We start from the raw sequence: 26,044 nt of genomic DNA, 5'->3' as shown, positions 1-26,044 counted from the left end.
CCCACGGGGCCGGGTCAGCGGGCGTCGAGCTCCTTCACCCACGAGGCCGGGGCGGTGAGGCGAAAGCTGTCCTCCACGAGCTCCGCGACCTCCTGCCAGGTCAGCTCCCCCTCATCGACGAGGTCGAGGTCGATGCCCAACCAGCCGGAGCTCCACAGGTAGGCCGGCTCCCAGAAGCGACCGTCCTGGCGCAGCGCATCCGCCTCCTCCGGCGGCACCTTCACCAGCAGCGCATGGTCGATGCGGTCGGTGGTCGACCCCCGCTCACTGCCGCCGAACACCGCGAAACCCGTCTTCGTCGAGAACCAGGGGCGGCCGTGTGAGACCTTCTCGGTGGCCCCGGGCAGCGCGAGCGTGATCTCCCGCAGCCGGATCAACACCGGGTCGTCCTGCCGGAACATGATGGGGTGCGCCATGTCACGACCGTACGCCCCGCAGACCCCCGCGTCAGGCAGTCAGCGACGCCCTCACAGGGCTAGGCTGTCCCGGCCCCCTCACACCCAGCCCGGAGGTTCCCATGGCCGGCGGACTCGCTGCCCTGCTCGACGACATCGCCGCCATGGCGCGCCTGGCCGCAACCAGCGTGGACGACGTGGCCGCGGGCGCCGCCAAGGCGAGCACCAAGGCTGCCGGCGTCGTGGTCGATGACGCCGCGGTGACCCCCCAGTACCTGGAGGGCGCCGAGCCGAACCGCGAGCTGCCCATGATCAAGCGGATCGCCACCGGCTCCCTGAAGAACAAGGCGATCATCGTCCCGGTGATCCTGCTGATCAGCCAGTTCCTGCCGTGGCTGTTGACGCCGTTGCTGATGCTGGGTGGCACCTATCTCTGCTTCGAGGGCGCTGAGAAGGTCTGGGAGAAGATCTCCGGCCACGGTGACGACGGCAAGGCCGCCGACGAACGGTCCGAGCAGGACGAGGACCAGGTGGTCAAGAGCGCCATCACCACCGACTTCGTCCTGTCGTGCGAGATCCTGGTGATCTCCCTCAACGAGGTGGCCGACCAGCCCCTGCTCAACCGGTCGCTCATCCTGGTGGTCGTGGCCCTGCTGATGACCGTGGTGGTCTACGGCGCCGTCGCCCTCATCGTGAAGATGGACGACATGGGCCTGCACCTGGCCAAGAAGAACGAGGAGGGCTCGGCGGGGCACAAGCTGGGCCGCGGCATGGTCAAGGCGATGCCCACCGTCCTGGACGTCATCGGCTACGTCGGCATGCTGGCCATGCTCTGGGTGGGTGGCCACATCATCATGGTGGGCATCGACGAGTACGGCCTGAGCGCGCCCTACGACCTCGCCCACCACCTGGCGCACCTGGTGGAGGGTGTCCCGGTGGTCGGTGGCCTGCTGGCCTGGCTGGCCGACACCGCGGTGGCGATGGTGCTGGGTCTGGTCTGGGGTGGCGTCATCGTCGCGGTGCTGCACATGCTGCCCTTCGGCCCGTTCTCCCACGAGGTGGAGCACGGCAAGCACGGCAGCGGGTACGCGCACTCGGAGAAGAGCTCCGCGGACGACTCCCGCGGCGAGCCGGCGCACGCCTCGGCCCCCACCGGCCAGCAGCTCACGGACGACGAGGCCTCCGCCGACGGTGCCACCCGCGCCGGGTCGGACTGACGCCCCGGTGCCTCCCCCCATCGTCCCGCGCCGCCCCTCCCCGCTCGGTGGACGCCGCCCGCACCGTGACGAGCTGGCACAGTTCGCCGAGGGCACCGTGGACGACGTGCTGCACGATGCGGTGCACCTGCTCATCGTGGGCGTGAACCCCGGACTGTGGACGGCCGCGGTCAACGCCCCCTTCGCGCGCCCCGGCAACCGCTTCTGGCCGTCTCTGCACCGCGCGGGACTGACGGATCACGAGCTCGACGTGACCAGCGGCCTGTCCGATGCAGATGCGGCCCACCTGCGGGAGCGCGGCATCGGCATCACCAACCTGGTGGCCCGGGCGACGGTGCGCGCCGACGAGCTGGGTGCCGCCGAGCTGCGCGAGGGCCACCAGCGGCTGGAGGGTCTGGTGCAGGGGCTGCACGCGGGCAGCGGACGGTTGCCGGTGGTGGCGGTCGCCGGCATCACGGCCTTCCGGACGGCCTGGGGTGACCGGCACGCGCAGCTGGGTCGTCAGGAGGGGGACGTCGCCGGTGCCCCGCTGTGGGTGGTGCCCCAGCCGAGCGGGCTGAACGCGCACGAGAACATCGACACCCTCGCGGCCAAGTGGCGCCAGGTGGCGGCGGAGGTCGAGTGGCCCGGTGGGGGCGCGTCCGCCTGACCGGGGGTCAGTACTCCACGATCGTGATGCCCGCCTCCTCGAGCGCCCGCCTCAGCGGCTCGGTCGGCCCACCCCTGCCGGTGATCGGACTCTTGGTGAAGTGCCACTCCACCGACTTCACAGGGCTGGTCGGGTCGTCGAGGAGTGCCTTGTCCTTGGCGATCTGGTCGACGATCGAGTGGCCCTTGGGGGTCGTCTTCAAGCCGACACGCCCCACCTTCGACTCAATGGCCACGCCCTCCTTGGTCAGGATGTCGACGCGTCGCCCACCCAGACCGTCCACGGGGAAGTACTCCTCCCGGGCCGCCACCGTGTAGCGGCTGGCGATGCTGTCAGCGGCTTCGTCGCCGATGAGCTTGTTGATCTGGGGTCCCCGCTCGTCGCCCACCCGGCCTTCCCAGGCCTCCCGCGTGAACCTCTCGCGGTGGGCCTGGATCTCGAGGTCCTTGCGTAGTTCCGGGAGCACCTTCTGGGCCCTGCCCGGTGGCCAGAAGGTCAGCCCCAGGTCCAACAGGTCCAGAGCGACCTCGGCCGGCGTGCGACTGGCCAGGTAGTCGTCCCAGGTCTGTCCCGGGTCGAGCAGAAGGGCCGCCAGCCCATCCCCCTTGCGCCCGATGAAGTCCACCAAGCCGGCTGCGAACAGCGCCCACCCGAGGCCGAACGGACCGGCCAGGAGAGCGGTCAGCCCAATGGTGACCGCCAGCTGGCCGACCGGTCCCAGCGAGTCCCACCACTCGGCGAAGGAGGCGAGCAGTCCAGCGAGCCAGAACATGTCGAACCCGTCGGAGGCATCAAGCGCCCGAACCACCGCTGGTGTGAGCACCCACACCGCCACGAGCAGGCCCACCAGCGCCGCTCCCGCCACGATTCGCGTCAGCCACCGCCGGAAGACCCACGTGCCGGCCACGCGGTCCTCGTCAGCCACATTGGCGGCGAACCGCCCCTCCCGCCGCGCGACGAGATACGCCCGACCGGATGAGACCGCCTCGGCGCGGCTCAAGACCCCCTCGCGGCTGAAGGCCAGGACGCCGAGCACGACATCCGCGGCGAGCGCACGCACCCCGGCATCGAGGCGGTGGACCACACGAGACACGACGCCGCCTGTACCGTCGCGCCCTCCTCGAGCGGCCTGGGGGGTCGCCCACCCCAGAAGCGCCCGGCCCAGAGGGAGATCGTGGCGGGCGTACCGGTCGGCGTCCACCAGAACCGCGACGGCCATGAGCGCCACGAGCAGCAGCTCACGCCCCTCGCCTCTCCCAGTCAGGACGAAGGACCACCACAGCCACCACGGACCGGGTTCACCACCGTCGGCCAGCCACTGAGGGTGGCTTGCCGTGGTGTTCCGCACCATGTGGTCCACCACCACGACGATCCACAGAGCGATCGGCAGGAGCAGCGCGAGGGCCTGCCGTGCCCTCCATGCGGCCACCCCGGGTACCGCCGACCGCCAGAGCGCGACTCCCAGGCCAACGGAAACGCCGATCAGACCCGTCGTCACGTGGTGCCCCGCGAAGTGAGACAGCCCCTCCTCGGCCGGTGTGCCCCCGAAGGGCCACAGCCCGAACCGGTGGACCGAGGCGCACGAGAGGGGATCCTCCGGGGTCCCCTTCAAGGCGCACATCAACTTCTGGAGAGGAGCCATCTCCGTGCCCATGATCGCGACGCGGCGGATGAACTCCTCCACCGCGAGGAAGGCAGCACCGAAGAGGACTCCCAACAGGCCCCAGTCGACCGCGCCGAACCTCGCGGTGCGGCGAGGGGCCGCCAGGGCGATCAGGGCGAGGGGCAGGACCTTGAGACTCTCCTCGACGATGCCGGCCACCCCGACCGTCGCGGCCACCGTCCCGACCTCGCCCCCTGTATCGAGCGGACTGTCGCCCGTCCGGTCACCGAGGAGGTCGCCCAGACGTTCCATCGGTGACTCAAGGGCCACGTCGGAGATGAGGACGCTGGTTCCGGCGATGACGAGGGCCCAGGTGAGCCCCACAGAGAACAGAACGAGGAAGGTGCGCAGCCGAAGCGTGCGTGTGACACCCAGTGCGAACCAGCACAGCGCGATCCACAGGCATCCCGCGTAGGCCTGGACACCCTCGCGCAACTCGGGCCGCCAGACCATGAGGGCCAGCACCCAGATCGTTCCCACGACCAGCAGCGCCCAACGAGCCCATCCCAGCACACGGAAGAGTCCCGGGTAGCGCTCCGCCCAGGCCCTGCCCACTCCCCCCAGCCGGCTTACCGCCGAGGCGAAGAGGTCATGGGGTTCACCCTCGCCGGCGGAGGGCGGGACCCGCCCGCTGTCCGGTCCCGCCGCTGTCGCTCCCATCTCAGTGGCCCATTGCCGCCATGGCCGCAGCCAGGTCGTCGCGTTCCACGGGCATCCCCGCGATGGCACGGTGGGCCACCACGGCCACCAACCCGTCGAAGTCCACGGGCGCCCGCTTCGGTCCGGGGCGACCCGTGATGACGTGACGGTGGTAGAAGGCGTCCCGCTTGGCACGGGTCCACATCTCCCACCGCAGGTTCGGGTGCTCCTGGATCGCGCAGTCACCCAGCAGCAGCCCGAGGTCGTTCACCACGGCGTACCAGAGGTTGCGGAGCCGCTCCGGGTCCTGGGGGTTGGGCTCAGCATGCTGCAGGATCCACTCGGTGAGCGCGATGTAGGAGTCGTGGTCGCAGGTGAAGTCCAGGCCGTTGCGCTGCATCAGACCCAAGATCTGACTCTTGCGCTCCTCCTTCTCTGCCATGAGGTGTTCGTACTCAGCGGTCGCCTCACGGCGCGAGAGGTTCTCCGGCAGCCCCGGGTGCAGCATCTGGTACGGCTCGTAACCGGCGAAGTCCAGCATCCGTCCTCCTCAAGTCAGTCTCGTGGCATGGTGCCAGAACTGACCCGGGCCAGGGCGGGCCCAACCGTGCGACCTGGGGATCAGCCGTCGACGACCTTCAGCCCGATCACACAGCCGATGAGGCCCAGCAGCAGCAGCACCTTGGCGATGCTGAAGGGCTCCTCCCCCGTGGCCACCGCATAGGCCACCGTGGTGGAGGCGCCGATGGCCACCCACACCGCATAGGCCGTCCCGGTGGGCAGGTCCTTCATGGCCCACCACAGACCCCCCAGGGACACGATGCTGCCGAACACGAAGGCGGCGATCGCCCCCACGCTCTGCGGCCCCTCGATCCTCCCCAGGGCGGTGGCCCACACGGCCTCGAACATCCCCGAGAGCACCAACACGATCCACGACATGACGATTCTCCTCGTGGTCGTCTTGTCGCGTGTCCGGGTACGACCACCCTCGTCCGGGAGCCGGTTGGGCTCACGGACGAGGGTAGCAACTCACGGGGCCGTGTAGCCGCCGTCCACCAGGTGGTAGCTGCCGGTGATGAAGGACGCCTCACCGGAGAGCAGGAAGGTCACCAGGTGGGAGACCTCCTCCGCCCGGCCGAGCCGCCCGATGGGGTGCACACCGATGAGTCCCTCACGGGTGGCGTCGTCCAGGCCCTTGAGCAGCGGGGTGTCGATGTACGCCGGCCCCACGGCGTTGATGCGCACGCCGCGCTTGCCGTAGTCCACGCCGGCCTGCTTGGTGAGGCCCACCACGCCGTGCTTGGAGGCGGTGTAGGCCGAGTTGCCCATGCCGGTGGCGACCGTGCCGTGGATGGAGGCCATGTTGACGATGGACCCACCGCCGGCAGCCTCGATGGCGGGCAGCTGGTAGCGCATGCCGTAGAGCACGCCGTTGAGGTTGACGTTGATGACCTTCAGCCAGTCCTCCGGCGCCAGCTCACCCGCGGGGTCCGTGGTCCCGCCGATGCCGGCGTTGTTCACGGCGTGGTGCAGCCCGCCGAAGGTCTGGACGGCGAAGTCCACGGCAGCCCGGTTGGCCTCCGGGTCGGAGGCGTCCTGCTGGAACGGTGCGGCCTCGCCACCGGCCGCGGTGATCTGCTCCGCGACCCGGGCGGCCGCGGCCTGGTCGATGTCGGCCACCACGACCTTGCACCCCTGGCGGGCGAGCTCGAGGCAGCACGCCTCGCCGATGCCGGAGCCACCACCGGTGACCAGGGCCACCTTGCCGTCGAAGCCTGCGTACGTCGTCTGGTCTGCCATGTCGTCCTCCTCCGCAGGCGGAGCCGGGTGCACCGCCTCAGCTCCCGTCCTACCGGGTGGCCGCCCGCTGCACAACCGCAGCCACACCTGCACCCACCCGCCCGTCACCAGCACATGACACCGGGAGTAAGGTTCACCTCAGTTCCGACGAGGAGGGTGATGGGAACGCCGTTCACCAGCGCATACCACCTGCCGGAGGGCTTCCCCTTCGCGCTGGTCTACGCGGGCTTCTTCCTGGTCGGCCTGCTGCGCGGCCAGGCCATCTACTGGCTGGCCCGGGCCGTCACCGAAGGAGCCCTGCGCGGAACGGCCGGGAACTCGACCTCCCGCCTCCACGCCTGGCTGGACGGCCCCACCGTGGGACGCGCCCGACGTCTCCTGGAGCGCATCGGCTGGCCACTGATCCCGCTGTGCTACCTCACCATCGGTGTGCAGACGGTGATCCTCTCGGCCGCCGGTGTCGTGCGCATGCGGTGGGCGCTCTTCACCCTGGCCCAGCTGCCGGGAGTGCTGGCCTGGGCGGGCATCTACAGCACCATCGGGCTCACCGCCTGGGCCCTGCTGGTGCGCCGGGCGGCGCTCTCCTGGGAGCTCTGGGCCGCCCTGGCGGTCGCCGTCCTGGCCCTGTTCGCGGCACGCGCCCTGGCACGCCGGTGGCGCCTCCCCTCCACCGTCGCCACCGATTCACGAACTCGGGAACAGAACCGCCACCCCTCCTGTTGACTGACATGTCACCTACTCGCGACACAGCCACCAGGAGCGTCATGCAGTTCGGCATCTTCACCATCGGGGACGTCACCACCGACCCCACCACGGGGCACACCCCCACCGAGAACGAGCGGATCCGCAACACGGTGGAGATCGCCCTCAAGGCCGAGGAGATCGGTCTGGACGTCTTCGCCACCGGCGAGCACCACAACCCGCCGTTCATCGCGCCGGCCAACCCGCCCATCCTCATGGCGGCCATCGCCGCGCAGACCGAGCGCCTGCAGCTCACGACCGCCACCACCCTGATCACCACCAACGACCCGGTGCGCCTGGCCGAGGACTACGCCTACGTGCAGCACCTCTCCGGCGGCCGCGTGGACCTGATGCTGGGTCGCGGCAACACCGGCCCCGTCTACCCCTGGTTCGGCAAGGACATCCGCGAGGGCGTGAACCTCGCCATCGAGAACTACGCCCTGCTGCACAAGCTCTGGCGCGAGGAGGAGGTCACCTGGCAGGGCCGCTTCCGCACCCCGCTGCACAGCTTCACCGCCACCCCCCGCCCGCTGGACGGCATCCCGCCCTTCGTGTGGCACGGCTCCATCCGCTCCCCGGAGATCGCCGAGCAGGCCGCCTACTACGGCAACGGCTTCTTCGCCAACCACATCTTCTGGCCGCCCCAGCACACCCAGCAGATGGTGGAGCTGTACCGCCAGCGCTGGGCCCACTACGGCCACGGCACCCCCGAGCAGGCCATCGTCGGCCTGGGCGGCCAGTTCTTCATGCGCCGCAACAGCCAGGACGCCGTGCGCGAGTTCCGCCCGTACTTCGACAACGCGCCGGTCTACGGCGGTGGCCCGAGCCTGGAGGAGTTCAGCCGCAACACCCCGCTGACCGTGGGCAGCCCGCAGGAGGTCATCGAGCGCACCCTGTCCTTCCGCGAGTACGTGGGCGACTACCAGCGTCAGCTCTTCCTCATCGACCACGCCGGGCTCCCCCAGAAGGTCGTGCTGGAGCAGCTGGACCTGCTGGGCGAGATCCTGCCCACCCTCCGCAAGGAGTTCGATGCGGTGCGCGCCCCCGGTGTGCCCGACGCGCCCACCCACGCCGCCGCCCTGGCCGCGGGCCGCGGGGTCCACGCCGAGGCCACGCCCGCCGCGGACCACTGGACCGGCACCCGCGCGGAGGACCACAACACCCTGGGGGACCGCCGATGACCCGCCTGGCCGTCGTGAGCGCAGGACTGCGCTCCCCCTCGTCGACCCGCACCCTCGCCGACCGCCTCGCCGCGGCGAGCGAGCGCGCCCTGCCCGGGCCGGTGGAGACCACCGTGGTGGAGGTCCGTGAGCACGCCCACGGCATCGCCGACGCACTGCTCACGGGCTTCCCCAGCGGGGACCTGGAGACCGCGCTGACCGCCGTGCAGGGGGCCGACGCCGTGATCGTGGTGACCCCCACCTTCCAGGCCTCCTACGCCGGGCTGTTCAAGTCGTTCGTGGACCTGGTGGCCGCCGACACCCTGCGCGGCACCCCCGTGCTCCTGGCCGCCACCGGCGGGTCCGAGCGCCACTCGCTGGTGATCGAGCACGCCCTGCGCCCCCTGTTCTCCTACCTCGGCGCCTCCACGGTGCCCACCGGCGTCTACGCCGCCACCGCGGACTTCGGAGCGGACACCCTGGCGCTCGACCGCCGCATCGACCGGGCAGCCACCGAGCTGGCCGCACTGGTGGGCCCCGCCGACCGCGAGCGCTCGCTGAGCGCGGTGTCGAGCGCCTCGGACGACCCCCTGACCGAGGCCCGGCGGACCCTGGGCCGGGCCAGCGGAACCAGCGGTGACTTCGGCGAGATCCTGCGCTCGCTCGGCCAGGAGTGACCCCACCCACCCTCGTCAACTACCCCCTGTAGTACACTGTAAGTGACACATCAATCACATGGAGGCAGCAATGCGCGCATGGCACTTCGTCGGAACCCACAAGCCCTTCGAGCGGGTTGACATCGAGGAGCCGACCGCCGGTCCCGGCAAGGTCGTCGTCGACGTCAAGGCCGCCGGCCTGTGCCACTCGGACGTCGGCATCCTCGAGGACGAGAAGTGGCTCGCCACCATGAAGGAGCTGCCGGTCGTCCCCGGCCACGAGACCGCCGGCGTGATCAGCGAGGTCGGCGAGGGCGTGACCGACTGGAAGGTCGGTGACAAGGTCGCCGTCACCCCGATGGTCGAGCTCATGGGCTACATGGTCAACGGCGCCTGGGAGGACCGCGCCGAGGTGGACGCCGAGGCCCTCATCCGCATCCCCGAGGGCGTGAGCTTCGCCCAGGCGGCCGCCGCCACCGACGCAGGCATGACCTCCGTGGGCGCCCTGACCACCGCCGGTGTGGAGGCCGGCATGAAGGTCGGCATCATCGGCTTCGGCGGCCTGGGCCAGATCGGTGCGCGTGTCGCCCACCTGCGCGGCGCCGAGGTGTACGTGGCCGAGATCAACGAGGCCGCCTGGGACCGCGCCAAGGAGGCCGGCGCCAAGAAGGTGGCCGCCTCCATCCTGGACTTCCAGGAGGACGAGCTCGACGTCATCATCGACTACGCCGGCTTCGGCGTGACCACCGCCGACGCGATCACCGCGGTGAAGATGTCCGGCGGCGGGCGCGTGGTGCAGGTGGGCATGGGCAAGCTCGAGGCCACCATCGACACCTACACCATGATCATCGGTCGCAAGGAGCTCGTCGGCTCCCAGGGCGGCAGCAAGCAGGACATCGAGGAGACCATGAAGTACATGGCCTCCGGGGACCTCACCCCGCTGATCACCGAGATCGACTTCGAGGAGATCGGCGACGGCATCCAGCAGCTGATCGACGGCACCGCCCAGGGCCGTCTGGTCGCCAAGGTCGCCGACTGACCGCTCCCGACACCTGGCCGGGCCGTCCCCCACGGGGCGGCCCGGCTCCGTCGTGACGGGGCCTCACAGCTCCCAGCGGACCTCCCCCGGCGCCTTGTCCGGCCGCCAGCCCCGCCACGCCGCCTGCCGGAGCCTTCCGTCCCGGGTGCGACCCGCCAGGGCCACCTCGCCCACCCGCTTCGCCGTCACCCACCAGGCGTCCGACCGGTCGGCGGCCGGCACGTCGTCGACCGGCGGGGTCCTGCGCTCGATGCGGCGCAGCGTCTTCTCGATGTCGCGCAGCTGGGCCGCGCTGAAACCCGTGCCCACCCGGCCGGCGTACCGCAGCTGGCCGTCCTCGTCCGGCACCGCCACGAGCAGCGACCCGATGCCGCCGGACCGGCCGCCGCGGCCCTCCCGCGCCCCGATCACCACGACCTCCTGGTGGCGCTGGGTCTTGAGCTTCACCCAGGCCTGGCCCCGCTGCCCGGGGAGGTACACCGCATCGGCCCGCTTGGCCACCACGCCCTCCAGCCCCAGCTCCCGACTGGCGCGTTCGGCCTGGGCGAGCGTCCCGGTGTGGGCCGGCGGGACCGAGACCGCCTCGCCGCCGTCGCCCAGCACCTCGGTGAGCAGCGCGCGCCGCTCGGCCCAGGGGGTGCGCAGCAGGGAGCGCTGGGCCGACTCGGGGCCGCCCGGCGGCCCCAGCTGCAGCAGGTCGAACACGATGTACCGCAGCTCGATGGGGTGCCCCTCCTCGTCCGTGTTCGGACCGTCACCCAGCGCGGCCTGCAGCAGCCCGAAGTCGGGGCGGCCGCGGGCGTCCAGGGCGACGAGCTCCCCATCGAGCACCGCGCCACCCCGCTCGGCGGCCTCCCCGGTGAGCAGGTCCGCCAGCTCGAGGGCCGCGGGGAAGGCGGCGGTGAGCTCCTTGCCGTTGCGGCTGGCCAGCACGACCGCAGCGCCCTGGCCCGGCTGGTCCTCGTCCGGCACGTGGTCCTCCTCGCCTCCGCCGGCCGTGCGCACCCCGGCCACCACCCGGTAGCCGTCCCACTTCATCTCGAAGGCCCAGTCCTCTCCTGCCGCCACGGACTGCCTGACCTGCTCCGGGGTACCGGAGGTGGCGAGCATGGCCGCGGGCAGATCGGCGACGGTGAACCCGGGAGTGGCCTTCCGGCGTCCCGCCCGCCGCGTGCCGCTGCGCGTCGAGGGGGCCTTCTCGGCAGCGGGCTTAGGCGCTGGGTCGGGGCCGGGTGTGTCATCAGCACCCGGTGCCTGGTCGGCATCCGGCTGCTCGTCGGTGAGCCGCACCAGCCAGTTCCGCTCACTGCCCATGCCCGTGGCCTGGATCAGGGCGAAGCGCCGCGGCACGCCTCCGAGCCCCCCATCGGGGCGGCCGTGGAGGACAGCGATCACCTCCTTGCCCTCGCGCCACTTCTCGCGCTCGTAGACACCCGCGTCCCAGATCGACACTTCCCCCGCGCCGTACTCGCCCTTCGCGATCGTGCCCTCGAAGGTGCCGTACTCCAACGGGTGGTCCTCGGTCATGACGGCCAGGCGGTTGGTGTCGTGCTCCAGCGGTGGACCCTTGGGCACGGCCCACGAGACCAGCACGCCGGAGTGCTCCAGCCGGAAGTCCCAGTGCAGGCTGCTCGCATGGTGCTCCTGGATGACGAAGCTCGGCAGCTCGTCCGCGCCCAGGTCCCGCTCGACCGGAGCCTCGGCGGGCACCGGTTCGGCCGTCCTCTCCGGGTCGCGCATGGAGCGGTAGGTCTCCAGCCGGTCGACAGCGGCGGGTGAGGCGCCCGCATCGGCCTGCTCCCCCGCATCGAGGCCGAGGGCGGCCAGCGGGTCGATGCCCTCGGCCACTCGCTCGAGCACCTGGTGGAGATCGAGCTGCGCCAGGTCGGGGTCGGCCAGCTCCTCCCAGCTGCGGGGCGCGGCCACCGTCGGACGGACGCGGCCCCGCAGGGAGTAGGGGGCGACGGTGGTCTTCGAGGCGTTGTTCTGGCTCCAGTCCAGGAACACCCTGCCCGCACGGCTCGCGCGCTTCATGGTCGAGATGACCAGGTCCGGGTGGTCGGCCTCCAGTGCCCGGGCCAGCTCGCGCGCCACCGCGGAGACCTGCTCGGAGTTGTGGGTGCCGTCCAGCGCCGCGTACAGGTGGATGCCCTTGGACCCCGAGGTCACCGGGTGGGCCTCCAGCCCCATGCCGTCGAGCACCTCGTGGCACCAGCGGGCCACCTCCGCGCACTCAGCCAGGCCCACCCCCTCGCCGGGGTCGAGGTCGAGCACCATCCGGTCGGGATTGCGGGGCTGGCCGTTGCGCCCGAAGCGCCACTGCGGGGTGTGCAGCTCCAGCGCGGCAACCTGGGCGAACCAGGCCAGGACGGCCGGTTCGGTGGCCAGCGGATAGTTGTTGGCGCGGTGGGAGTGGACGATGCGGCCGGTGGTGATCCAGTCGGGCGCCGAGTCCTCGAGGTCCTTGCGGAAGAAGACCTCGCCGGGGTCCTCCTGGGTGCCCACCCCGTCCACCCAGCGCTTGCGGGTGACCGGGCGGCCGGCCAGCTGTGGCAGCAGGACCTCGGCGACGCTGAGGTAGTAGTGCATGACGTCGGCCTTGGTCGTGCCGGTCTCGGGGTAGAGCACCTTGTCCAGGCTGGAGACCGACAGGCGCCGCTTGCCCACGGTGAAGACCTTGCGGTCGCTGCGCGCCATCTCGGTCCTCCTGCGTCGGTGCCTCGACAGTAGACCGCCCCGGTCCTGCTGCACGCCATGACAGAGTGCTGGAATGACCCCTCGGCGGGCATTCCGGCACATCGTGTCGACATCGCATCGACCTGATGGCGACACTCCCGGCCGACAGGAGGGGCGACGATGCGGGACGAGCCGATGATCGGCCCCGTCGGGGCGCCGGGGATGCACGTCATGACCTGGAACATCCGACGTCGGCTGCCCCGCCTGCCCCGCTCGCGCGACGCATGGGCGCGCCGGAGGGGGATCCTGCGGCAGGCGCTGGCCGCCGAGTCGCCGACGGTACTCGCGGTGCAGGAGGCCCTGCCCGACCAGGCCCAGTGGGTGCTGGACTCCCTCGGCCCGGGGTACGGCATGGTCGGCCGCGGGCGGGACGGCCGTGGTGGCGACGAGGGGACCCCACTGTTCCTCGACTCCCGCCGGGTGGCGGTGGAGGGCTGGTTCCAGCAGGCCCTCTCCGACACCCCGGACGTGCCCGGCTCCCGGGGCTGGGGCAACCTCGTCCCCCGCATCGTGGTGGTCGCCGACCTGCGGGACCGGGCCACTGGGACGTCCTTCCGGGTCGTGAACATGCACCTGGACCACCTCTCCGTCAGGTCCCGGGTCGCCTCGGCGCAGCGGGTGCGCGAGCTGGTGGTCGAGGGCGCCCGCCCCGCGGTGGTGATGGGGGACGCGAACGCGGATGCCGGATCCACGACCCACTCCGAGCTCACCCGCGGTGGTCTGCTGGTGGACTCCTGGGAGGTCGGGCACCGCCGTACTCCGGCTTGGACCACGGTGCCCAACCACCGGGCGCCCCGTCCGGGGCGCCGCATCGACTGGATCCTCGTGGGTGGGGGGTTCAGGGTGCACGCCGTGGGGATCAACGCCGTGCGCCGTGCCGGTGCGGCGGCCTCGGACCACGAGCCCGTCCAGGCCTGCCTCCGCGCGGTCGGTCCCGGGCTCCCTCAGCATTGAGCGGGAAGCGTGCGTTCGGCCTAGGCTGGCCCCATGCGCGCAGTGTGGAGCGGTGCCATCTCGTTCGGGCTGGTCAACGTGCCGGTCAAGGCCTACAGCGCCGTGGAGGACCACGACATCTCCTTCCACCAGGTGCACGACGCCGATGGGGGCCGCATCCGGTACCAGCGGACCTGCGAGGTGTGCGGCAAGAAGGTCGACTACGAGAACATCGACAAGGCCTACTCCGAGGGTGACGACACCATCATCGTCTCGCCTGAGGAGCTCAAGGAGCTGCCCGCGGCGGAGGACAAGGAGATCGAGGTGCTGCAGTTCGTGCCCGCCGACCAGGTGGACCCGATCATGTTCGAGCGCAGCTACTTCCTGGAGCCCGAGGAGAAGTCCCCCAAGTCGTACCTGCTGCTGCGGCAGACGCTGCAGGACACCGACCGCATCGCAGTGGTGAAGTTCTCGCTGCGCAACAAGACCCGGCTGGGCGCCCTGCGGGTGCGCGACAAGGTGCTCCTGCTGCAGGGGATGCTGTGGGCCGACGAGGTGCGCGAGGTGGAGTTCGCCGGCACGAGGTCCCGGGCGAAGATCGGCGACAAGGAGCTGGAGCTCTCGGCAGCCCTGGTGGAGCAGTACGCCTCGGACTTCACCCCCGAGGAGTTCGAGGACGAGTACCAGGTCGAGCTGCGCGAGCTCATCGACGCCAAGCTCGAGGCCGGGGACACGCTCGACACCGACGCCACCGAGGGCAAGCCGGCCAGCGACAGCGACGAGGACGACGAGGCGGACGACGCCGAGGTGATCGACCTGATGGAGGCCCTCAAGTCGTCGCTGGACCGCAAGGCCGGCGGCGGGAAGGCCAGCAGTTCGGCGACGGCGAGCTCCTCCAAGAAGGCGCCCGCCAAGAAGTCGAGCGGCAGCTCGTCGAGCTCGAAGAAGAGCACCGCCAAGAAGAGCACCACGAAGAAGTCGTCCTCCACGGCCAAGAAGTCCTCGGGCGGGTCCAAGAAGTCCAGCAGCTCCCGCAAGAGCGCCTGAACCGCCCCCGCCGCACACCCGACCCCGACACACACCCAGGGAGGGCCATGACCGCGCACCCCACGAGCCAGGCGCCCACGAGCCAGGCGCCCAGCGGCCGCCGCACCGCTGAGCAGTTGCACGCCGAGTTCCAGCAGCGGGGGCAGGTCGAGGCCACGGCCATCCATGCGCCGTACCACCTCGTCCCGGTCATCGTTCGCACACTGGGACTGCTGGGGATCCTGCTGGGACTGGTGCTCGGCGCCGTCTCCCTGGCACAGGGGGATCCGGGCCGTGCCGCGTGGCTGGTCGCCATGAGCCTCCCCCTCTCCCTGCTCTTCCTGGTGCTGGCGTGGATCACCGGCCGCGGGGCGTCCAGGGGCCCCGGCCGGGAGTGGATCGTGAGCCGACAGGGCGTCACCGTCGGCGGGGTGGGTCCCATCGCCTGGGCAGACCTGGAGCCACCGACCCAGCGCATGGAGTCGAACCCGCGCGACGAGGGGCTGCAGCTCGCCGTGGTGATGCCGTTCACCCCGGCAGGACAGCAGCGCGCCGACCAGTTGGACCCCGAGCTGCGCGGCGTGCTGAACGACAACGCCCGCCCCCGGGTGTTCGGCACGCCCCGTGTGACCTCCGTCCGCATCGCCCGCATGCGGGGCACCAGCCAGGGGGAGTTCGCCCGCTTCCTGGAGCTCGTGCACCCCGCGAGCCGGGGCCAGGCGACCAGCCGGGGCCAGGCGACGGGCCGGGGCCAGGCGACGGGCCGGAACAATGCGCTGCACCTCAACGGGCCGAGGACCTGGATCATGGTGGGCGCCGGGGCCGCCGCCCTGGTGCCAGTGCTCCTCCTGGGCGGCTTCGCCCTCCTGTCGTTGCTGAGGTGAAGGAGAACCATGAACGACCGCGGTGATGCGGTGAAGCTCGTCCTCATCGGGCTGGTTTTCACGGCTGTTGGGGTGCTGCTCACCGTGGTGGGCGACCCGGTGGTGGGCGTGATGGGCATCTGCTTCGGCCTGATGGCCGTCATCACGGGCATCGCCCTGCGCCTGGGCACGGACTCCACGGCCGGCCGCTGGCTGCTCATCACGGGCTCCCTCCTGTTCGCGGCCGCGGGGGCGGTGATGGTGGCCACCCACTTCATGGAGGGCGCCCCGATGGGGTGGCGCCAGCCCGCCGCACTCCCGGTGGGTCTGCTGACGGTGGGCTTCTTCGGCATCGGCGGTCTGCTCCTGCTGTGGCGCGAGCTCCGGCGGCGCTGACGCCGCATCGAGGAGGCACGAGGCCGGGGCACCGTCCGGGGGCTGGGACAATCCTTGGGTGACTGGGCGTGCGATGTGGGATGGACAGGCAGACCTGCGGTGGTCGATGGAGCAGCTGGCCGACGAGGCCCTCGACCGGGCAGGGGTCGACCTCGACGCCCGCGGTTTCCTGGTGGGGCTGCCGGTTGACGACCCCGCCGGCCGGGTGGTCATCGAGCCGTCGCGCCGCGCGTTCGACGTGGAGGGTCTCGACGGCCTCATGGCGGCCGCTCAGCGCCAGTTCGAGGCCCTGCCGGAGCCGGAGGAGCAGGACGAGTTCACCGCATCGGAGCACTACGACGCCGCACGCATGGAGGGCTGCCGGCGACAGGTGGTGGCCGAGGCACTGACCACGGGGGCGCGTTTCGCCGACCGCACGCTGCGCGTCGGGCTGAGCGTCGTGGTGGGCAACTACCGGGTCTTCCCGGTGCTGGCGGTGCGCAAGGGCGCGCTCGAGGCCCTGCCCCGGCTGCACCGTCACCAGGTGGGGGGACTGCCGGTGGACGAGTCCTTCCCCGAGGCGATCATCACCGACGTGCTGCGCGCCGTCTCGCGCGAGCTCGACCGCGTGGTGCCCACCACCCTCATGGGGGTCGATGCGGGGGCCATCCTCCGTTCGGCCGCCGACAGCTTCGTCAACAGCGTCGTCTCCCGCACGGGTCAGGACTTCTCACACGGCCTGCGCGACGCCCTCGACGCGGTCTCCGCCGAGACCTATGAGGGCCGCGCCAGCCTGGGCTCGATGGTGCTCGCGGCCCGGGAGCACCCGGCCGTGACCGCCGACATCCACTTCGACCACGAGACGGCACTCTCGGCACCGAGCCTCTTCCGCAAGATGCTGGAGATGTCCGGGCGGGGCCTGCGGCTGCTCACCGACGGGCGCGTGGCCTTCGGGCTGGGCTCGCTCTCCGCGGACTACGACCTGACCACCGAGGAGTGCTTCGTCGTCGACGTGGTGGGCAACGGGGCGTGGGAGCTCTGGCACGGTGGGACGGCGCTGCTGCGCATGGACCACGGTCAGCCGTCGGTGCCCACCGAGGCGATGGACCCCGACACCTTCGGGGACACGGTGCGGCGCGTCTTCGGGCAGGAGGGTGACGCGGACGTGCTGTGGGCCATGGCCCAGGCCTGCGCCGGCCAGCAGCACGGCACCATGCTGGTGGTGCACCCCGACCCGGCCGCGGAGGGCAAGCGGCTCCTGCCCCAGGCGTTCACCATCACCCCCACCGTGCTGGGTGAGCGGGCCTTCCGCTCGCTCACGAGGATCGACGGCGCGGTGCTGGTGGACCCCCACGGCGCCTGCCACGCGGTGGGCGTGATCCTCGATGGGGCCGCCACCGGCACCGGGGACGGCAGTCGGGGTGCCCGGTACAACTCCGCCATCCGGTACCTGGCCGGGGAGGGCCGTGGCTCCATGGTCATCATCGTCAGCGAGGACGGGAAGATCGACCTGCTGCCCACACTGATGCGTCGGGTGCGCCGTCAGACCGTGCAGGCGCGGGTGGACCAGTTCCTCGAAGCGGTCCAGGACGAGGAGGACTACGAGAAGCTCGCCCGGCTGGACCGCTCCTGCCAGAAGCTGGAGTTCTACCTGACGCACGAGCAGTGCGAGGCGCTCAACACCGCCCGCGAGGCCATCGAGGACCGGCGCTGGGCCGAGGAGCGCGTGCGGCTCCAGGTGGTTCCCGTGCAGCCGCACCCGGCCATGGACGAGAGCTACTTCATCGATCCGGCCTGATCCCGTCACACCTGAACACACCCTGTAAGAAGGGTGAACAGCAGGTAAACTTGGTGCCCCGAGCCCTGGAGGCACCACATGGACCGGTTACGACGTGGCGCACGCGCGCTGCTGCGACACGCCCACCCCCACCGCCTGCGCTCACGACTCCGCGCCCACCCGCCGGCCGCGCCGACACCTGCTGGGGACGGGTCACCTGTGGCCGCCGCACCCTCCACCCCCGGCGAGCGCCTGGCGGCAGCGCTGGACCTGGTCATCGAGGCCGAACAGCGTGAGCAGTCGCTGCCGACCGGTGACCCGAGCAGCGTCTGGGCCCGGGGCCGGGTCGTTCGGCGCCCCGCACTCCCCGAGCAGCTCGTGGCCCTGCTTCCGCACGCCGAGCGTGAGGACTGGGGCCCCCACGAGCCGGACGTGACCGTGCGGGAGTCGCCCGTGGCCGCCGATCTGGTGGTGCTGGCGAAGTTCGACGTCAACGCAGGCATCAAGCTGCGCGTGGCCTATGGGGAGGGCCTCACGCTGGCCATCCAGCCTCCCTCCCCCTCGGGCCTCGACGGCATCGCACGCGCGGTGGCGGCGCACCAGGCCGTGGCCCGTCACGCACCGGGGTTCATGCCCGCGCTGCTGGGGCACGGCCACCTCGCCTCGGGCATGCCCTACCTGGTGGAGTCCTGGCTCGAGGGCGAGCCGCTGGTGACGGGCCGGAGGCTGGCGGATGCCACCCCGGAGATCCTGCAGCACCTGGCTGCGGTGCACCGTGGGCTCGGGGTGGACGGCGTCCCGCTGGCCACCCACTGGGAGCACCTGCTGGGGCGCTGGGAGGAGACGGTGGCGACCGGCATCGTCCCCGACCGACTGCGCACCTGGATCGACAGTCTCCTGCGGCGCGAGGGCAGGCTGCGCCGCTCCTGGGTGCACGGCGACCTCGTGGCGTCCAACGCCATGAGCACACCGAAGGGGGTCGCCCTCATCGACTGGGAGCACTCCCAGGTGGCGCCCCTGATGAACGATGCCGCGAAGCTCCACCTGTTCTCACCGGACCCCGAACGCACGCTCCAGGAGGCCCTCCACGGCTTCTCCGACGCTCCCTCGGGCAGTGGGCGGCTGAGCGGCCCGGGCACCTACTCCCCCGCGGAGGAGCTGGCCCTGGCCCACGCCCAGCTGATCAGTCGCTACCCCCGCCGCCGGGCAGCCCTGGAGGGCCACCCGCGGGCAGAGATCTTCGAGCAGCAGATCCAGCGACAGGTGGAGCGGCTGGAACAGGTGCGCCAGGCGGCCTGAGCACCCACCCTCAGGGCAGGAAGTCCCCGGCGGTCACGTTGTCCAGCCGCTCCCGGCTGGTCCTGAGGGACGGGCGCACGTCCCAGATGTCCAGGCTGTCGCCGTCCTCGGCGCGAGCGACGATCCCACCCACCACGTGGTTCCGGCCGACCTCCTCCCCCTTCTCCTCCACGCAGACCCGGGCCACGGCCTGCAGGGCCTTCTCGAAGATGGCCGCGGCGGCCGAGGGCCCCTCGCCGGAGGTGGACAGCTGACCGCTGACGTAGTGCCCGAACCCGGCGTCCCGTCCCGAGGTGAGGCTGGCGGTGTACACCCCCTCCACGTCCACCGCGGCGGCGTTCAGCGCGTCGTCGAAACCGTCCCCTCCGCACGCGGTCAGGGTCAGGACTCCCGGCACCCCGAGCAGCAGGGTGCGGCGATCCACGCGGCCAGAGGTCGTGACAGATCGGGTCATACCGCCCATTCTGGTCCCACCGCACGGCAGGCGCGTCAGCCCCGGGTGGTCAGTGTGACCGTGTAGTGCCGGTCCTGCGTCACCAGCCGGGTGGGTCCGAGGCGCCGCTGGAGCTCGCTGCGCCACGGCAGGTGGGAGTTGAACACGCACCACAGCTGTCCTCCCGGCCGGAGCACCCGTGCCGCATCGGTGAACATCGCCAGCGTGTCCGCCGACTCCTTGGCGAAGCCCCGGTGGAAGGGCGGGTTGGTGACGATGGCGTCCAGGCTCGATGCGGGGAGCCCGGCCAGCCCGTCGCCCCAGCTGACGTCCACCTCGAGCCCGTTGGCCGCCGCGGTGGCTCGGGTGGCGGCGACGGCGGACCAGGAGACGTCGCGGGCCTGCACCCGGTGACCGGACCGTGCCAGCGCCGCGGCGATCACCCCGTTGCCGCAACCGAGGTCGAGCACGTCCTGCCCCGCCACGTCCAGGTACTGCAGCAGCAGGCGTGTTCCACGGTCCACCCGGGCGCCACCGAAGGTCGCACCGTGAGCGGCGAGGGTCAGCCCCAGCCCCTCGTCGATGCGGGTGCGCGGCCACGCTGGCGAGCTCACCCCATCGAGGGGGCGACGGGCGCGGAGCACGCGACACTTCTGGCGGCCCAGGCTGGCCGTCACCTCGCCGAAGTGGCGGGCGAGCACGTCGTTCATGGACCGGTTGAGGTGCCTGATGCGGGCGCCGCCCAGGTAGGTCAACCCGGGGTCGTCCCCGAGGGCCGCGAGCTGCTCGTCCAGCGCGTCGAGGGACTTGGGCAGGTGGCCCAGGGCGAGGTCGACCCCCGCCAGCTCTCCGGGCTCGACCCGCAGGTCCTCCGGCACACGGTGGGCGTCGCGCCAGTCGTCACACCAGACCCGCACGTCCTGGCTGAGGGCGCGGGCGGACCCCACGAGGTCCGGGGCGTCGAGCACGGCGACGGCGCGGGCCTCCCGCGGCGCCTCGTCCCACAGCAGCTGGTCGATGGGGTGCATGCGCCGATTCTCCGTCATGCCCGCGGCGCGGCACCGGTGTGTCAGACCCTTCGCGTGCAGCGTCCACCTCACACACGCCTCACGGCATCGCGCTGTCCGGGGTGCGGATGAGAGCGACCTGAGACCGGATTCCTCTGGTTGCTCACAACCGGGTCGCTCTACGTTCGAGGTGACGGATCGGGAGACCGGTCCCCGAGTGCGGGAGAGACCCGCACGCAGAGCACGAGGGGAGAAGGACATGCGAACGATCAACACGAACCGTGGGTGGACCACCCGGGTGGCCGGCGCAGGCCTGGCCGCCGTGCTGATGCTCAGCGGGTGCGGTGGCGATGAGGGCGGGTCCACCGAGACCAGCTCCACCACCAGCGCCCCGGCCAGCTCGCCGGAGGAGACGGACGCGTCGGCCGAGTCGTCGAGCGAGTCGGCGGAGTCGCCCAGTGAGTCGGCCGAGTCGGCCAGCGAGTCGGAGGAGTCGCCCGAGCCCTCGAACGAGGAGACCACCACGGCACCGAAGCCGGCGCCCTCGCCCACCACCGAGCCGGGGCCGAACCCCTCGACTCCCGCGGAGTCGACCGCTCCCGCTGCCTCGTCGAGCGCCACCGCCGGGTGCACCGACGGTGACCTGAAGAAGGCGGTGGACGCCAACATCGACAAGGTGCCGACCCACTCCGACGACCCGCGGGACGCGTGGCACCTGGAGGAGTCGTCCTCGCAGTTCACGTGCGAGGGCCTGTCCTGGGCGGTGCTCATCACCGACGGCATGGGCGCTGTCCCGTCGCAGATCATGCTCTTCCACGACGGTGAGTACCTGGGCACGACGCTCAAGGACCCGCAGACCTTCATCCCGGAGGTGAAGCGCACGGGCAAGGACGCCATCGCCGTCACGTACACCTACGTCAAGGGTGACGAGTCCTCCGGCGAGGCGAGCGGCCGGGCCACGGCGACCTTCACCTGGGACCCGCGGGCCAAGAAGGTGGTGCAGGCCGGCGAGCTGCCCCCGGGTGACGAGCAGGCGGACTGCACGGGGCTGACCCTGGAGCAGGCCGTGGAGAAGAACATCGGCAAGGTGCCCCAGGCCGAGGAGCTGGAGGGCTACGAGTGGTACCTGGAGCCCGACTCCTCCGAGTACGACGAGTGCGCCGCGCTGTCGTGGGCGGTGCTGGGCATCCGTGGCACGGCATCGTCGCCGTACCAGATCATGCTCTTCCACCACGGCCACTACATCGGCACCACGCTCAAGAAGGCGCCCGGGTTCATGCCCGAGGTGAAGCGCCTCGACGATGGGTCCATCCAGGTGACCTACACCTACGCGAAGGAGGACGAGGCGACGGCTGAGGCCAGCGGTCGCGCGGTCGCCACGTTCACCTGGGACGCCGAGGCCGGCAAGGTGGTGCAGTCCGGCGAGCTGCCCCCGCTGCCCTGAGGCGCGGGAACCGGGGGGACTCCAGGGAAGCGGGGGGAACCGGCGGGCAGTCTCAGGCGATGACCTGGAACTGCCCGCCCAGGTTGTCCGCCACGGTGGCCACCCGGCCGAAGGGCGAGTCCACTGGGCCGTCGAGCAGCGCGCCGCCCAGCCGCTGGACGGTGGCGACGGTCTCGTCGGTGTCCTCCACGCGGAAGTACACCCGCCAGAAGGAGGGGACGTCCTCGGCCAGCCAGGCGGTGGCCTCGCACAGACCGGCGGTGGCGGCCTGGCCGGCGCGGTCGGTGAGGTAGCGCATCTCGGCACCCTCGCCCTCATCGCCCATCGGGGCGTTGTCCCACCCGAGGACGGACCGGTAGAACGCGGCGTCCGCGTCGTACTCACGGGTCAGCGACTCGAACCAGGTGGTCCGCCCCGGCGCGCCGGAGGTGTCGAAGCCCCCGAAGTCCTTGGCCTGCCAGAGGCCGAACGCGGCCCCGGACGGAGCGGCGACGATCGCCATCCGCCCCATGCTGCCCACGTCCATGGGCGGGACGTGCACGGTGCCGCCATGCTCGGTGACGGCCGGCAGGATCGCGTCGAGGTCGTCCACCGCGAGGTACACCGTCCACCACACCGGCATCGAGGGGTCGAGCTCGCCGTCCATGCCCATGTTCAGCGCCATGCCGCCCACCTGGCCGTCGTGGATCATCTGGTAGTCGCCGAACTCGGGACCGGTGGAGGTGTAATCCCACCCGAACAGATCGCGGTAGAAGGCGCGGGAGGCGTCGAGGTCGGTGGTGCCGAGGTCGGTCCAGATGGGGGAACCCTGCGCGGTCATGTCAGGCCTTTCGGGGAGGGCACAGCATCGATGGGGTACAGCATCCGATGAGGTCAGCATCCCCTCATCGGCCGCGCACCTGCCGCAACCACTCCGCATCGGCCCGGCGCTGCGGGCGCAGCCAGGCCGGGTACATCCACAGCGGGAGGACCCAGCGGAACCAGATGGAGAAGCGGGCGACCACCAGCAGGGCGCACAGGCCGCCGACCAGGGCGACCGCCAGCCACAGCGTGGCCGTCGATCCGCCCTCCCGGATGGCCGGGGACAGTGCCACCACGCCGCCCAGGACCGCCAGCGACACCGCCGTCGCCGGGAGGAGCACCAGGGCCATCGCCTCGCCCAGCGGCAGGCTGCGCATGCGGTCGACCGGTGTGGTGCGCACCCACCACCGGGCGGCGCGGGAGCGCCCCCACCGCCACCACAGGCACAGCAGTCCCAGCAGCAGCCCTGCACCGGCGAGGAGCCCCCCGGTGATGAGCGCCTCGACCCACGCCGTCGTTGTGGCACCGACCACTGCCGACGGGATGGAGGTGTGTGCGGTCATGTCAGCCCACCCGTCGGGTCTCGAGGGTGAAGCCACGCTCCCGCAGACGATGCACCAGCGCCGGGCCCAGGGCCGTCGCAGGAGTGAGCACCCCGGTGCGCGAGGGCAGCGAGTCATCAGCCATGGCCAGGGCGAGCGCCGACTCCCCCAGCATCACCGCGGTCCCGGTGTACCCGGGGTCCCGCTCGGCGGCGACGGTCGTGAGATAGCGCGCCCCGGTGGTGGTCTCCGCATCGAGCTCCATCACGAAGCGTCCGCTGGCCATCGCCTCGGCCGAGGGGCCCTCACCGGGCGCGGGCAGCACCCGGCCGAGCAGGGCGCGGGTGGGCGCCCAGGCCATGCCCGCGGCCACCACGCCGAGCCCGGCCGCGAGGGCGGCCGCCCGCACCGCACCCCGCGGGCCGCGACCGGTGTCGTGCACCTCGCGGTAGCGCAGCCCGCGGCCGTGGCGCCAGCCGAGCAGCGCGTTGCTGCGCCGCACGATGCGGGTGTTGTACGGCGCCATCAGGAAGGGCGCCGACCAGCGGCCGGTAGCGGCATCGCGCTCGATGGGGAGCCGGTCGGCCGCGCGGCGGGCGAGGGCCCGGGAACGCTGCGGGGACTCGGCACCCAGGGCCGGCTCACCGTCCCGGTCCGGCTCGGAGGCCCGGTCGGGCGAGAGCGCGTAGGGGTCCAGCGCCACCCGGCGGGCGCGGGGGTCGGACGCCATCTGGGCGAGCTGTTCCCGCATCGAGTCGATGGTGCCGCCGCTGAATCCGCCACGGAGGGAGCGCACGTGGAGGGTGGCCCGCCCCAGCGTGCCCTGACCGTCGGCCTCCGCCTGTGCGGCGGTGAGCAGTACGCCCAGGTCGGAGGGCACCGAGTCGAATCCGCAGGAGGTGACGATGCGGGCGCCGGTCTCCCGGGCGCGCTCGTGGTGGGCGTCGATCGCCTCCCGCACGAAGAGCACCTCACCGGTCAGGTCGCAGGAGTGCGTGCCGGCCTCGGCGCAGGCGGCCACCAGCAGCCGGCCGTGGCGGGCGTAGGGGCCCACGGTGGTCACGACCACCCGCGTACGGCGGGCGAGCTGCCGCATCGAGGCCTCGTCGGAGGCGTCGGCCACCACCAGGGGCCAGGCGGCCGCGGTGGGCGGCAGGTCGGACCGGGCGGACTCCAGCCGGTCGCGGTCCCGGCCGGCCAGGGCGATGCGCAGGTCGGCCGGCGCGTGCTCGGCGAGGTGCGCGGCCACGAGGCGCCCCACGAAGCCGGTGGCCCCGAAGAGCACGAGGTCGAACTCCCGGGCGGCGGCCGCAGCGGGGTCAGTGGCGTCCGCGGGCGGGTGGTGGGTGTCGGTCATGGGGCTTCCTCCGGCAGGGGTGGGGACGTCACGGACCGGGTGGTCGGGCCGCGGGCGTACGGGGGCGTCAACGCCGGTGCGCCCGCGGTGGATTCCTCAGCCTGCGGTACGGGGCCGCTGCGCGCCACCGCGGATAGATTGCCGGCATGCAGATCACCGTCCACGGCGAGCACTCCCTGGAACTCGCGCCCGAGCAGGCCACCGTGCGCCTGCGTGTGGAGCACGAGAGCGACGCCAAGGCCACCTCCCTGACCGCGATGCGGCAGGCCCTGGCGGTCCTGGTGGCGGAGCTCGACGAGCTCGGGCAGGGTGAGGCCTCCCCCATCGGGCGGCGCACGATCGACCCGCCGGTGACCCACCACTGGTCCGAGCAGCTGCCCGACGGCGCCCGCCGCGAGCACCACACGGCCGTCACCTGGGTGACCGTGCGCTTCGATCAGCCCGACGCCCTGTCCGGTCCCGTGGACCGATGGGGTGAGCTCGCCGACGTGCAGGTCGAAGGGGTCAGCTGGGGGCTCGCCGAGCAGACGCGGGCGGCCCGGGAGGCCGAGGCCATCGCCGGCGCGGTGGACCGGGCCCGCCAGCGGGCCGGCGCCTTCGCCCGTGCCGCGGGGGTGGGTGAGCCGCGGCTGGTGGAGCTGGCGGACCCGGGGCTGCTGGGGGGCGCCACCGCATCGGAGGGCGGTGGGGGCCACGCCGAGGCGCGGATGATGGCCGCACAGGGCAGCGATTCGGGCGGCCCGGCGGCGGAGCCTGCGCCGCAACGCATCTCGGCCGTCGTCCACGCCCGCTTCGAGGCGCCTGACGCGCCCGGTGCGTGACCACCCACCGAGCAGGAGACCCCCTGTGACCAACCGTCTGGCCGACCACCTCACCACCTGGAAGTGGTGGTACGCGCTGCTGACCGTGCCCGCCCTCATCCTGGGATCGCAGGTGCTGCTCGTGGGCACGCTGCTGGGCGAGGACGAGTCCTCCGCACTGCTGGGGCTGCTGTCACCGGTGTCGTTCATCGCGTTCACGGTGATCGCCCTGCTGCTGGTGGCCCTGGTCTCGCGGCGGTGGCCCACCCGGGACGAGCTGGCCCTGCGGCGCGGCCTGACCGCGCGGGACCTGGTGGTGCTGCTGGTGGTGTTCGTGGTCACCCACGTCATCTTCTGGCTGCTGGAACAGGGCGGCGGCAACCAGCCCGGCGCCGCGGACCACTTTGCGCAGATGGGGCTGGACGGGCCGCTGCTGGGAGTCCTGGGGACGGTGGTGGCCAGCGTCCTCCTGGCGCCGGTGTGCGAGGAGATCCTCTACCGCGGGCTGGTGGTGCGGCCGGTGCACGACAGCCTGGCGCGACGCGGTACGCGGCCGTGGGTCGCCGCATCGGTGGGCATCCTGGCCGGGGCGCTGCTGTTCGCCATGCCGCACCTGGGGGAGATCGAACCGCGGCAGGCCCTGGCGTACGTGGTGACCGGCATCGGGTTCGGCCTGGTCTACGTGCTGACCG

Annotated in this window: 25 protein-coding genes, 1 pseudogene and 1 riboswitch; of the genes and pseudogenes, 15 read left to right on the top strand and 11 right to left on the bottom strand. The window is 71.9% G+C overall.

Annotated elements, in window-relative coordinates:
- Nucleotides 1-14: 14 nt before the first annotated feature.
- On the bottom strand, nucleotides 15-416 hold the full coding sequence (locus ACEY2A_RS00915; protein ID WP_374929010.1) for an MmcQ/YjbR family DNA-binding protein: 402 nt from the start codon (nucleotides 414-416) through the stop codon (nucleotides 15-17).
- A 101-nt stretch (nucleotides 417-517) separates the two neighbouring features.
- Between ACEY2A_RS00915 and ACEY2A_RS00910 the strand changes: the two genes are divergently transcribed.
- Together ACEY2A_RS00910 and ACEY2A_RS00905 are read left to right on the top strand one after the other, a co-directional pair.
- Nucleotides 518-1,612, top strand: coding sequence for a DUF808 domain-containing protein (locus ACEY2A_RS00910; protein WP_374929009.1), 1,095 nt, complete (start codon nucleotides 518-520; stop codon nucleotides 1,610-1,612).
- 7 nt (nucleotides 1,613-1,619) lie between these two features.
- The gene (locus ACEY2A_RS00905; RefSeq protein WP_374929008.1) at nucleotides 1,620-2,261 is read left to right on the top strand and encodes a mismatch-specific DNA-glycosylase; all 642 of its coding nucleotides are present in this window, start codon (nucleotides 1,620-1,622) and stop codon (nucleotides 2,259-2,261) included.
- Between the two features lie 7 nt (nucleotides 2,262-2,268).
- Here ACEY2A_RS00905 and ACEY2A_RS00900 read toward each other — a convergent pair whose 3' ends face one another.
- The 4 genes from ACEY2A_RS00900 to ACEY2A_RS00885 form a co-directional block, all read right to left on the bottom strand.
- Nucleotides 2,269-4,404: a hypothetical protein gene (locus tag ACEY2A_RS00900; protein ID WP_374929007.1), complete on the bottom strand. Its 2,136-nt coding sequence runs from the start codon at nucleotides 4,402-4,404 to the stop codon at nucleotides 2,269-2,271.
- Between the two features lie 181 nt (nucleotides 4,405-4,585).
- A complete protein-coding gene (locus ACEY2A_RS00895; RefSeq protein ID WP_374929006.1) occupies nucleotides 4,586-5,104 on the bottom strand; it encodes a hypothetical protein in 519 nt (172 codons plus the stop codon).
- 80 nt (nucleotides 5,105-5,184) lie between these two features.
- Nucleotides 5,185-5,502: a DMT family transporter gene (locus ACEY2A_RS00890; RefSeq protein WP_374929005.1), complete on the bottom strand. Its 318-nt coding sequence runs from the start codon at nucleotides 5,500-5,502 to the stop codon at nucleotides 5,185-5,187.
- An 11-nt stretch (nucleotides 5,503-5,513) separates the two neighbouring features.
- Nucleotides 5,514-5,579: riboswitch (guanidine-III (ykkC-III) riboswitch) on the bottom strand.
- A gap of 13 nt (nucleotides 5,580-5,592) precedes the next feature.
- Nucleotides 5,593-6,363 (bottom strand): SDR family NAD(P)-dependent oxidoreductase, encoded by a 771-nt coding sequence (locus ACEY2A_RS00885; RefSeq protein ID WP_374929004.1) that lies wholly within the window; start codon nucleotides 6,361-6,363, stop codon nucleotides 5,593-5,595.
- A gap of 159 nt (nucleotides 6,364-6,522) precedes the next feature.
- Here ACEY2A_RS00885 and ACEY2A_RS00880 point away from each other — a divergent pair, with 159 nt between their 5' ends.
- The 4 genes from ACEY2A_RS00880 to ACEY2A_RS00865 all read left to right on the top strand — a co-directional run bounded on the left by ACEY2A_RS00880 (nucleotide 6,523) and on the right by ACEY2A_RS00865 (nucleotide 9,959).
- Complete coding sequence (locus tag ACEY2A_RS00880) at nucleotides 6,523-7,086, top strand: hypothetical protein (RefSeq protein WP_374929003.1); 564 nt, start codon at nucleotides 6,523-6,525, stop codon at nucleotides 7,084-7,086.
- 41 nt (nucleotides 7,087-7,127) lie between these two features.
- Nucleotides 7,128-8,285, top strand: a complete 1,158-nt coding sequence (locus ACEY2A_RS00875; protein ID WP_374929002.1) for an LLM class flavin-dependent oxidoreductase — start codon at nucleotides 7,128-7,130, stop codon at nucleotides 8,283-8,285.
- Complete coding sequence (locus tag ACEY2A_RS00870) at nucleotides 8,282-8,941, top strand: CE1759 family FMN reductase (protein WP_374929001.1); 660 nt, start codon at nucleotides 8,282-8,284, stop codon at nucleotides 8,939-8,941. The genes ACEY2A_RS00875 and ACEY2A_RS00870 overlap by 4 nt, the downstream gene beginning before the upstream one ends.
- 70 nt (nucleotides 8,942-9,011) lie before the next feature.
- Nucleotides 9,012-9,959, top strand: coding sequence for a zinc-binding dehydrogenase (locus tag ACEY2A_RS00865; protein ID WP_374929000.1), 948 nt, complete (start codon nucleotides 9,012-9,014; stop codon nucleotides 9,957-9,959).
- Nucleotides 9,960-10,022: 63 nt separating this feature from the next.
- Here the strand turns inward: ACEY2A_RS00865 and ACEY2A_RS00860 are convergent, their stop codons facing one another.
- Nucleotides 10,023-12,656, bottom strand: coding sequence for an ATP-dependent DNA ligase (locus ACEY2A_RS00860; RefSeq protein WP_374928999.1), 2,634 nt, complete (start codon nucleotides 12,654-12,656; stop codon nucleotides 10,023-10,025).
- Between the two features lie 159 nt (nucleotides 12,657-12,815).
- Between ACEY2A_RS00860 and ACEY2A_RS00855 the strand changes: the two genes are divergently transcribed.
- From ACEY2A_RS00855 to ACEY2A_RS00830, 6 genes are all read left to right on the top strand, one after another.
- Nucleotides 12,816-13,649 carry an endonuclease/exonuclease/phosphatase family protein gene (locus ACEY2A_RS00855; RefSeq protein WP_374928998.1) on the top strand — a complete coding sequence of 278 codons (834 nt, stop codon included), beginning with the start codon at nucleotides 12,816-12,818 and terminating at the stop codon, nucleotides 13,647-13,649.
- A gap of 33 nt (nucleotides 13,650-13,682) precedes the next feature.
- Complete coding sequence (locus ACEY2A_RS00850; protein ID WP_374928997.1) at nucleotides 13,683-14,675, top strand: Ku protein; 993 nt, start codon at nucleotides 13,683-13,685, stop codon at nucleotides 14,673-14,675.
- Between the two features lie 47 nt (nucleotides 14,676-14,722).
- Nucleotides 14,723-15,538, top strand: a complete 816-nt coding sequence (locus ACEY2A_RS00845; protein ID WP_374928996.1) for a hypothetical protein — start codon at nucleotides 14,723-14,725, stop codon at nucleotides 15,536-15,538.
- A gap of 9 nt (nucleotides 15,539-15,547) precedes the next feature.
- Nucleotides 15,548-15,913 carry a hypothetical protein gene (locus tag ACEY2A_RS00840; RefSeq protein WP_374928995.1) on the top strand — a complete coding sequence of 122 codons (366 nt, stop codon included), beginning with the start codon at nucleotides 15,548-15,550 and terminating at the stop codon, nucleotides 15,911-15,913.
- 58 nt (nucleotides 15,914-15,971) lie between these two features.
- Nucleotides 15,972-17,690, top strand: a complete 1,719-nt coding sequence (locus ACEY2A_RS00835; RefSeq protein WP_374928994.1) for a hypothetical protein — start codon at nucleotides 15,972-15,974, stop codon at nucleotides 17,688-17,690.
- Nucleotides 17,691-17,888: 198 nt separating this feature from the next.
- The gene (locus tag ACEY2A_RS00830) at nucleotides 17,889-18,968 is read left to right on the top strand and encodes a phosphotransferase family protein (RefSeq protein ID WP_374928993.1); all 1,080 of its coding nucleotides are present in this window, start codon (nucleotides 17,889-17,891) and stop codon (nucleotides 18,966-18,968) included.
- 10 nt (nucleotides 18,969-18,978) lie between these two features.
- Here ACEY2A_RS00830 and ACEY2A_RS00825 read toward each other — a convergent pair whose 3' ends face one another.
- Together ACEY2A_RS00825 and ACEY2A_RS00820 are read right to left on the bottom strand one after the other, a co-directional pair.
- Entirely contained in the window at nucleotides 18,979-19,392 is a 414-nt protein-coding gene (locus ACEY2A_RS00825) for a hypothetical protein (protein ID WP_374928992.1), read from the bottom strand.
- Nucleotides 19,393-19,457: 65 nt separating this feature from the next.
- Entirely contained in the window at nucleotides 19,458-20,429 is a 972-nt protein-coding gene (locus tag ACEY2A_RS00820; RefSeq protein WP_374928991.1) for a class I SAM-dependent methyltransferase, read from the bottom strand.
- 238 nt (nucleotides 20,430-20,667) lie between these two features.
- On the opposite strand from ACEY2A_RS00820, the gene ACEY2A_RS00815 reads away from it, so the two are divergent.
- Nucleotides 20,668-21,852, top strand: coding sequence for an LppP/LprE family lipoprotein (locus ACEY2A_RS00815; protein WP_374928990.1), 1,185 nt, complete (start codon nucleotides 20,668-20,670; stop codon nucleotides 21,850-21,852).
- 52 nt (nucleotides 21,853-21,904) lie between these two features.
- Here the strand turns inward: ACEY2A_RS00815 and ACEY2A_RS00810 are convergent, their stop codons facing one another.
- The 3 genes from ACEY2A_RS00810 to ACEY2A_RS00800 all read right to left on the bottom strand — a co-directional run bounded on the left by ACEY2A_RS00810 (nucleotide 21,905) and on the right by ACEY2A_RS00800 (nucleotide 24,552).
- Nucleotides 21,905-22,672: a VOC family protein gene (locus tag ACEY2A_RS00810; RefSeq protein ID WP_374928989.1), complete on the bottom strand. Its 768-nt coding sequence runs from the start codon at nucleotides 22,670-22,672 to the stop codon at nucleotides 21,905-21,907.
- A 64-nt stretch (nucleotides 22,673-22,736) separates the two neighbouring features.
- On the bottom strand, nucleotides 22,737-23,216 hold the full coding sequence (locus ACEY2A_RS00805) for a hypothetical protein (protein WP_374928988.1): 480 nt from the start codon (nucleotides 23,214-23,216) through the stop codon (nucleotides 22,737-22,739).
- Between the two features lies 1 nt (nucleotide 23,217).
- The gene (locus ACEY2A_RS00800; RefSeq protein WP_374928987.1) at nucleotides 23,218-24,552 is read right to left on the bottom strand and encodes a saccharopine dehydrogenase family protein; all 1,335 of its coding nucleotides are present in this window, start codon (nucleotides 24,550-24,552) and stop codon (nucleotides 23,218-23,220) included.
- 146 nt (nucleotides 24,553-24,698) lie between these two features.
- Here ACEY2A_RS00800 and ACEY2A_RS00795 point away from each other — a divergent pair, with 146 nt between their 5' ends.
- Together ACEY2A_RS00795 and ACEY2A_RS00790 are read left to right on the top strand one after the other, a co-directional pair.
- Nucleotides 24,699-25,373, top strand: a complete 675-nt coding sequence (locus ACEY2A_RS00795) for an SIMPL domain-containing protein (RefSeq protein WP_374928986.1) — start codon at nucleotides 24,699-24,701, stop codon at nucleotides 25,371-25,373.
- A gap of 391 nt (nucleotides 25,374-25,764) precedes the next feature.
- Nucleotides 25,765-26,022, top strand: a pseudogene (locus tag ACEY2A_RS00790) (type II CAAX prenyl endopeptidase Rce1 family protein); the annotation flags it as partial.
- Nucleotides 26,023-26,044 lie beyond the last annotated feature (22 nt).

This window comes from Kytococcus sedentarius (assembly GCF_041937525.1).
Lineage (GTDB): Bacteria > Actinomycetota > Actinomycetes > Actinomycetales > Dermatophilaceae > Kytococcus > Kytococcus sedentarius_A.
Note: the sequence above shows the minus strand (reverse complement) of the source record. Positions and strands in the feature narration are given on the sequence as shown.

Coding starts and splice junctions, on each gene's coding strand:
- ACEY2A_RS00915 (WP_374929010.1), bottom strand. CDS start 416: ATGGCGCACCCCATCATGTTCCGGCAGGACGACCCGGTGTTGATCCGG.
- ACEY2A_RS00910 (WP_374929009.1), top strand. CDS start 518: ATGGCCGGCGGACTCGCTGCCCTGCTCGACGACATCGCCGCCATGGCG.
- ACEY2A_RS00895 (WP_374929006.1), bottom strand. CDS start 5,104: ATGCTGGACTTCGCCGGTTACGAGCCGTACCAGATGCTGCACCCGGGG.
- ACEY2A_RS00890 (WP_374929005.1), bottom strand. CDS start 5,502: ATGTCGTGGATCGTGTTGGTGCTCTCGGGGATGTTCGAGGCCGTGTGG.
- ACEY2A_RS00885 (WP_374929004.1), bottom strand. CDS start 6,363: ATGGCAGACCAGACGACGTACGCAGGCTTCGACGGCAAGGTGGCCCTG.
- ACEY2A_RS00880 (WP_374929003.1), top strand. CDS start 6,523: ATGGGAACGCCGTTCACCAGCGCATACCACCTGCCGGAGGGCTTCCCC.
- ACEY2A_RS00875 (WP_374929002.1), top strand. CDS start 7,128: ATGCAGTTCGGCATCTTCACCATCGGGGACGTCACCACCGACCCCACC.
- ACEY2A_RS00870 (WP_374929001.1), top strand. CDS start 8,282: ATGACCCGCCTGGCCGTCGTGAGCGCAGGACTGCGCTCCCCCTCGTCG.
- ACEY2A_RS00865 (WP_374929000.1), top strand. CDS start 9,012: ATGCGCGCATGGCACTTCGTCGGAACCCACAAGCCCTTCGAGCGGGTT.
- ACEY2A_RS00860 (WP_374928999.1), bottom strand. CDS start 12,656: ATGGCGCGCAGCGACCGCAAGGTCTTCACCGTGGGCAAGCGGCGCCTG.
- ACEY2A_RS00855 (WP_374928998.1), top strand. CDS start 12,816: ATGCGGGACGAGCCGATGATCGGCCCCGTCGGGGCGCCGGGGATGCAC.
- ACEY2A_RS00850 (WP_374928997.1), top strand. CDS start 13,683: ATGCGCGCAGTGTGGAGCGGTGCCATCTCGTTCGGGCTGGTCAACGTG.
- ACEY2A_RS00845 (WP_374928996.1), top strand. CDS start 14,723: ATGACCGCGCACCCCACGAGCCAGGCGCCCACGAGCCAGGCGCCCAGC.
- ACEY2A_RS00840 (WP_374928995.1), top strand. CDS start 15,548: ATGAACGACCGCGGTGATGCGGTGAAGCTCGTCCTCATCGGGCTGGTT.
- ACEY2A_RS00820 (WP_374928991.1), bottom strand. CDS start 20,429: ATGCACCCCATCGACCAGCTGCTGTGGGACGAGGCGCCGCGGGAGGCC.
- ACEY2A_RS00815 (WP_374928990.1), top strand. CDS start 20,668: ATGCGAACGATCAACACGAACCGTGGGTGGACCACCCGGGTGGCCGGC.
- ACEY2A_RS00810 (WP_374928989.1), bottom strand. CDS start 22,672: ATGACCGCGCAGGGTTCCCCCATCTGGACCGACCTCGGCACCACCGAC.
- ACEY2A_RS00805 (WP_374928988.1), bottom strand. CDS start 23,216: ATGACCGCACACACCTCCATCCCGTCGGCAGTGGTCGGTGCCACAACG.
- ACEY2A_RS00800 (WP_374928987.1), bottom strand. CDS start 24,552: ATGACCGACACCCACCACCCGCCCGCGGACGCCACTGACCCCGCTGCG.
- ACEY2A_RS00795 (WP_374928986.1), top strand. CDS start 24,699: ATGCAGATCACCGTCCACGGCGAGCACTCCCTGGAACTCGCGCCCGAG.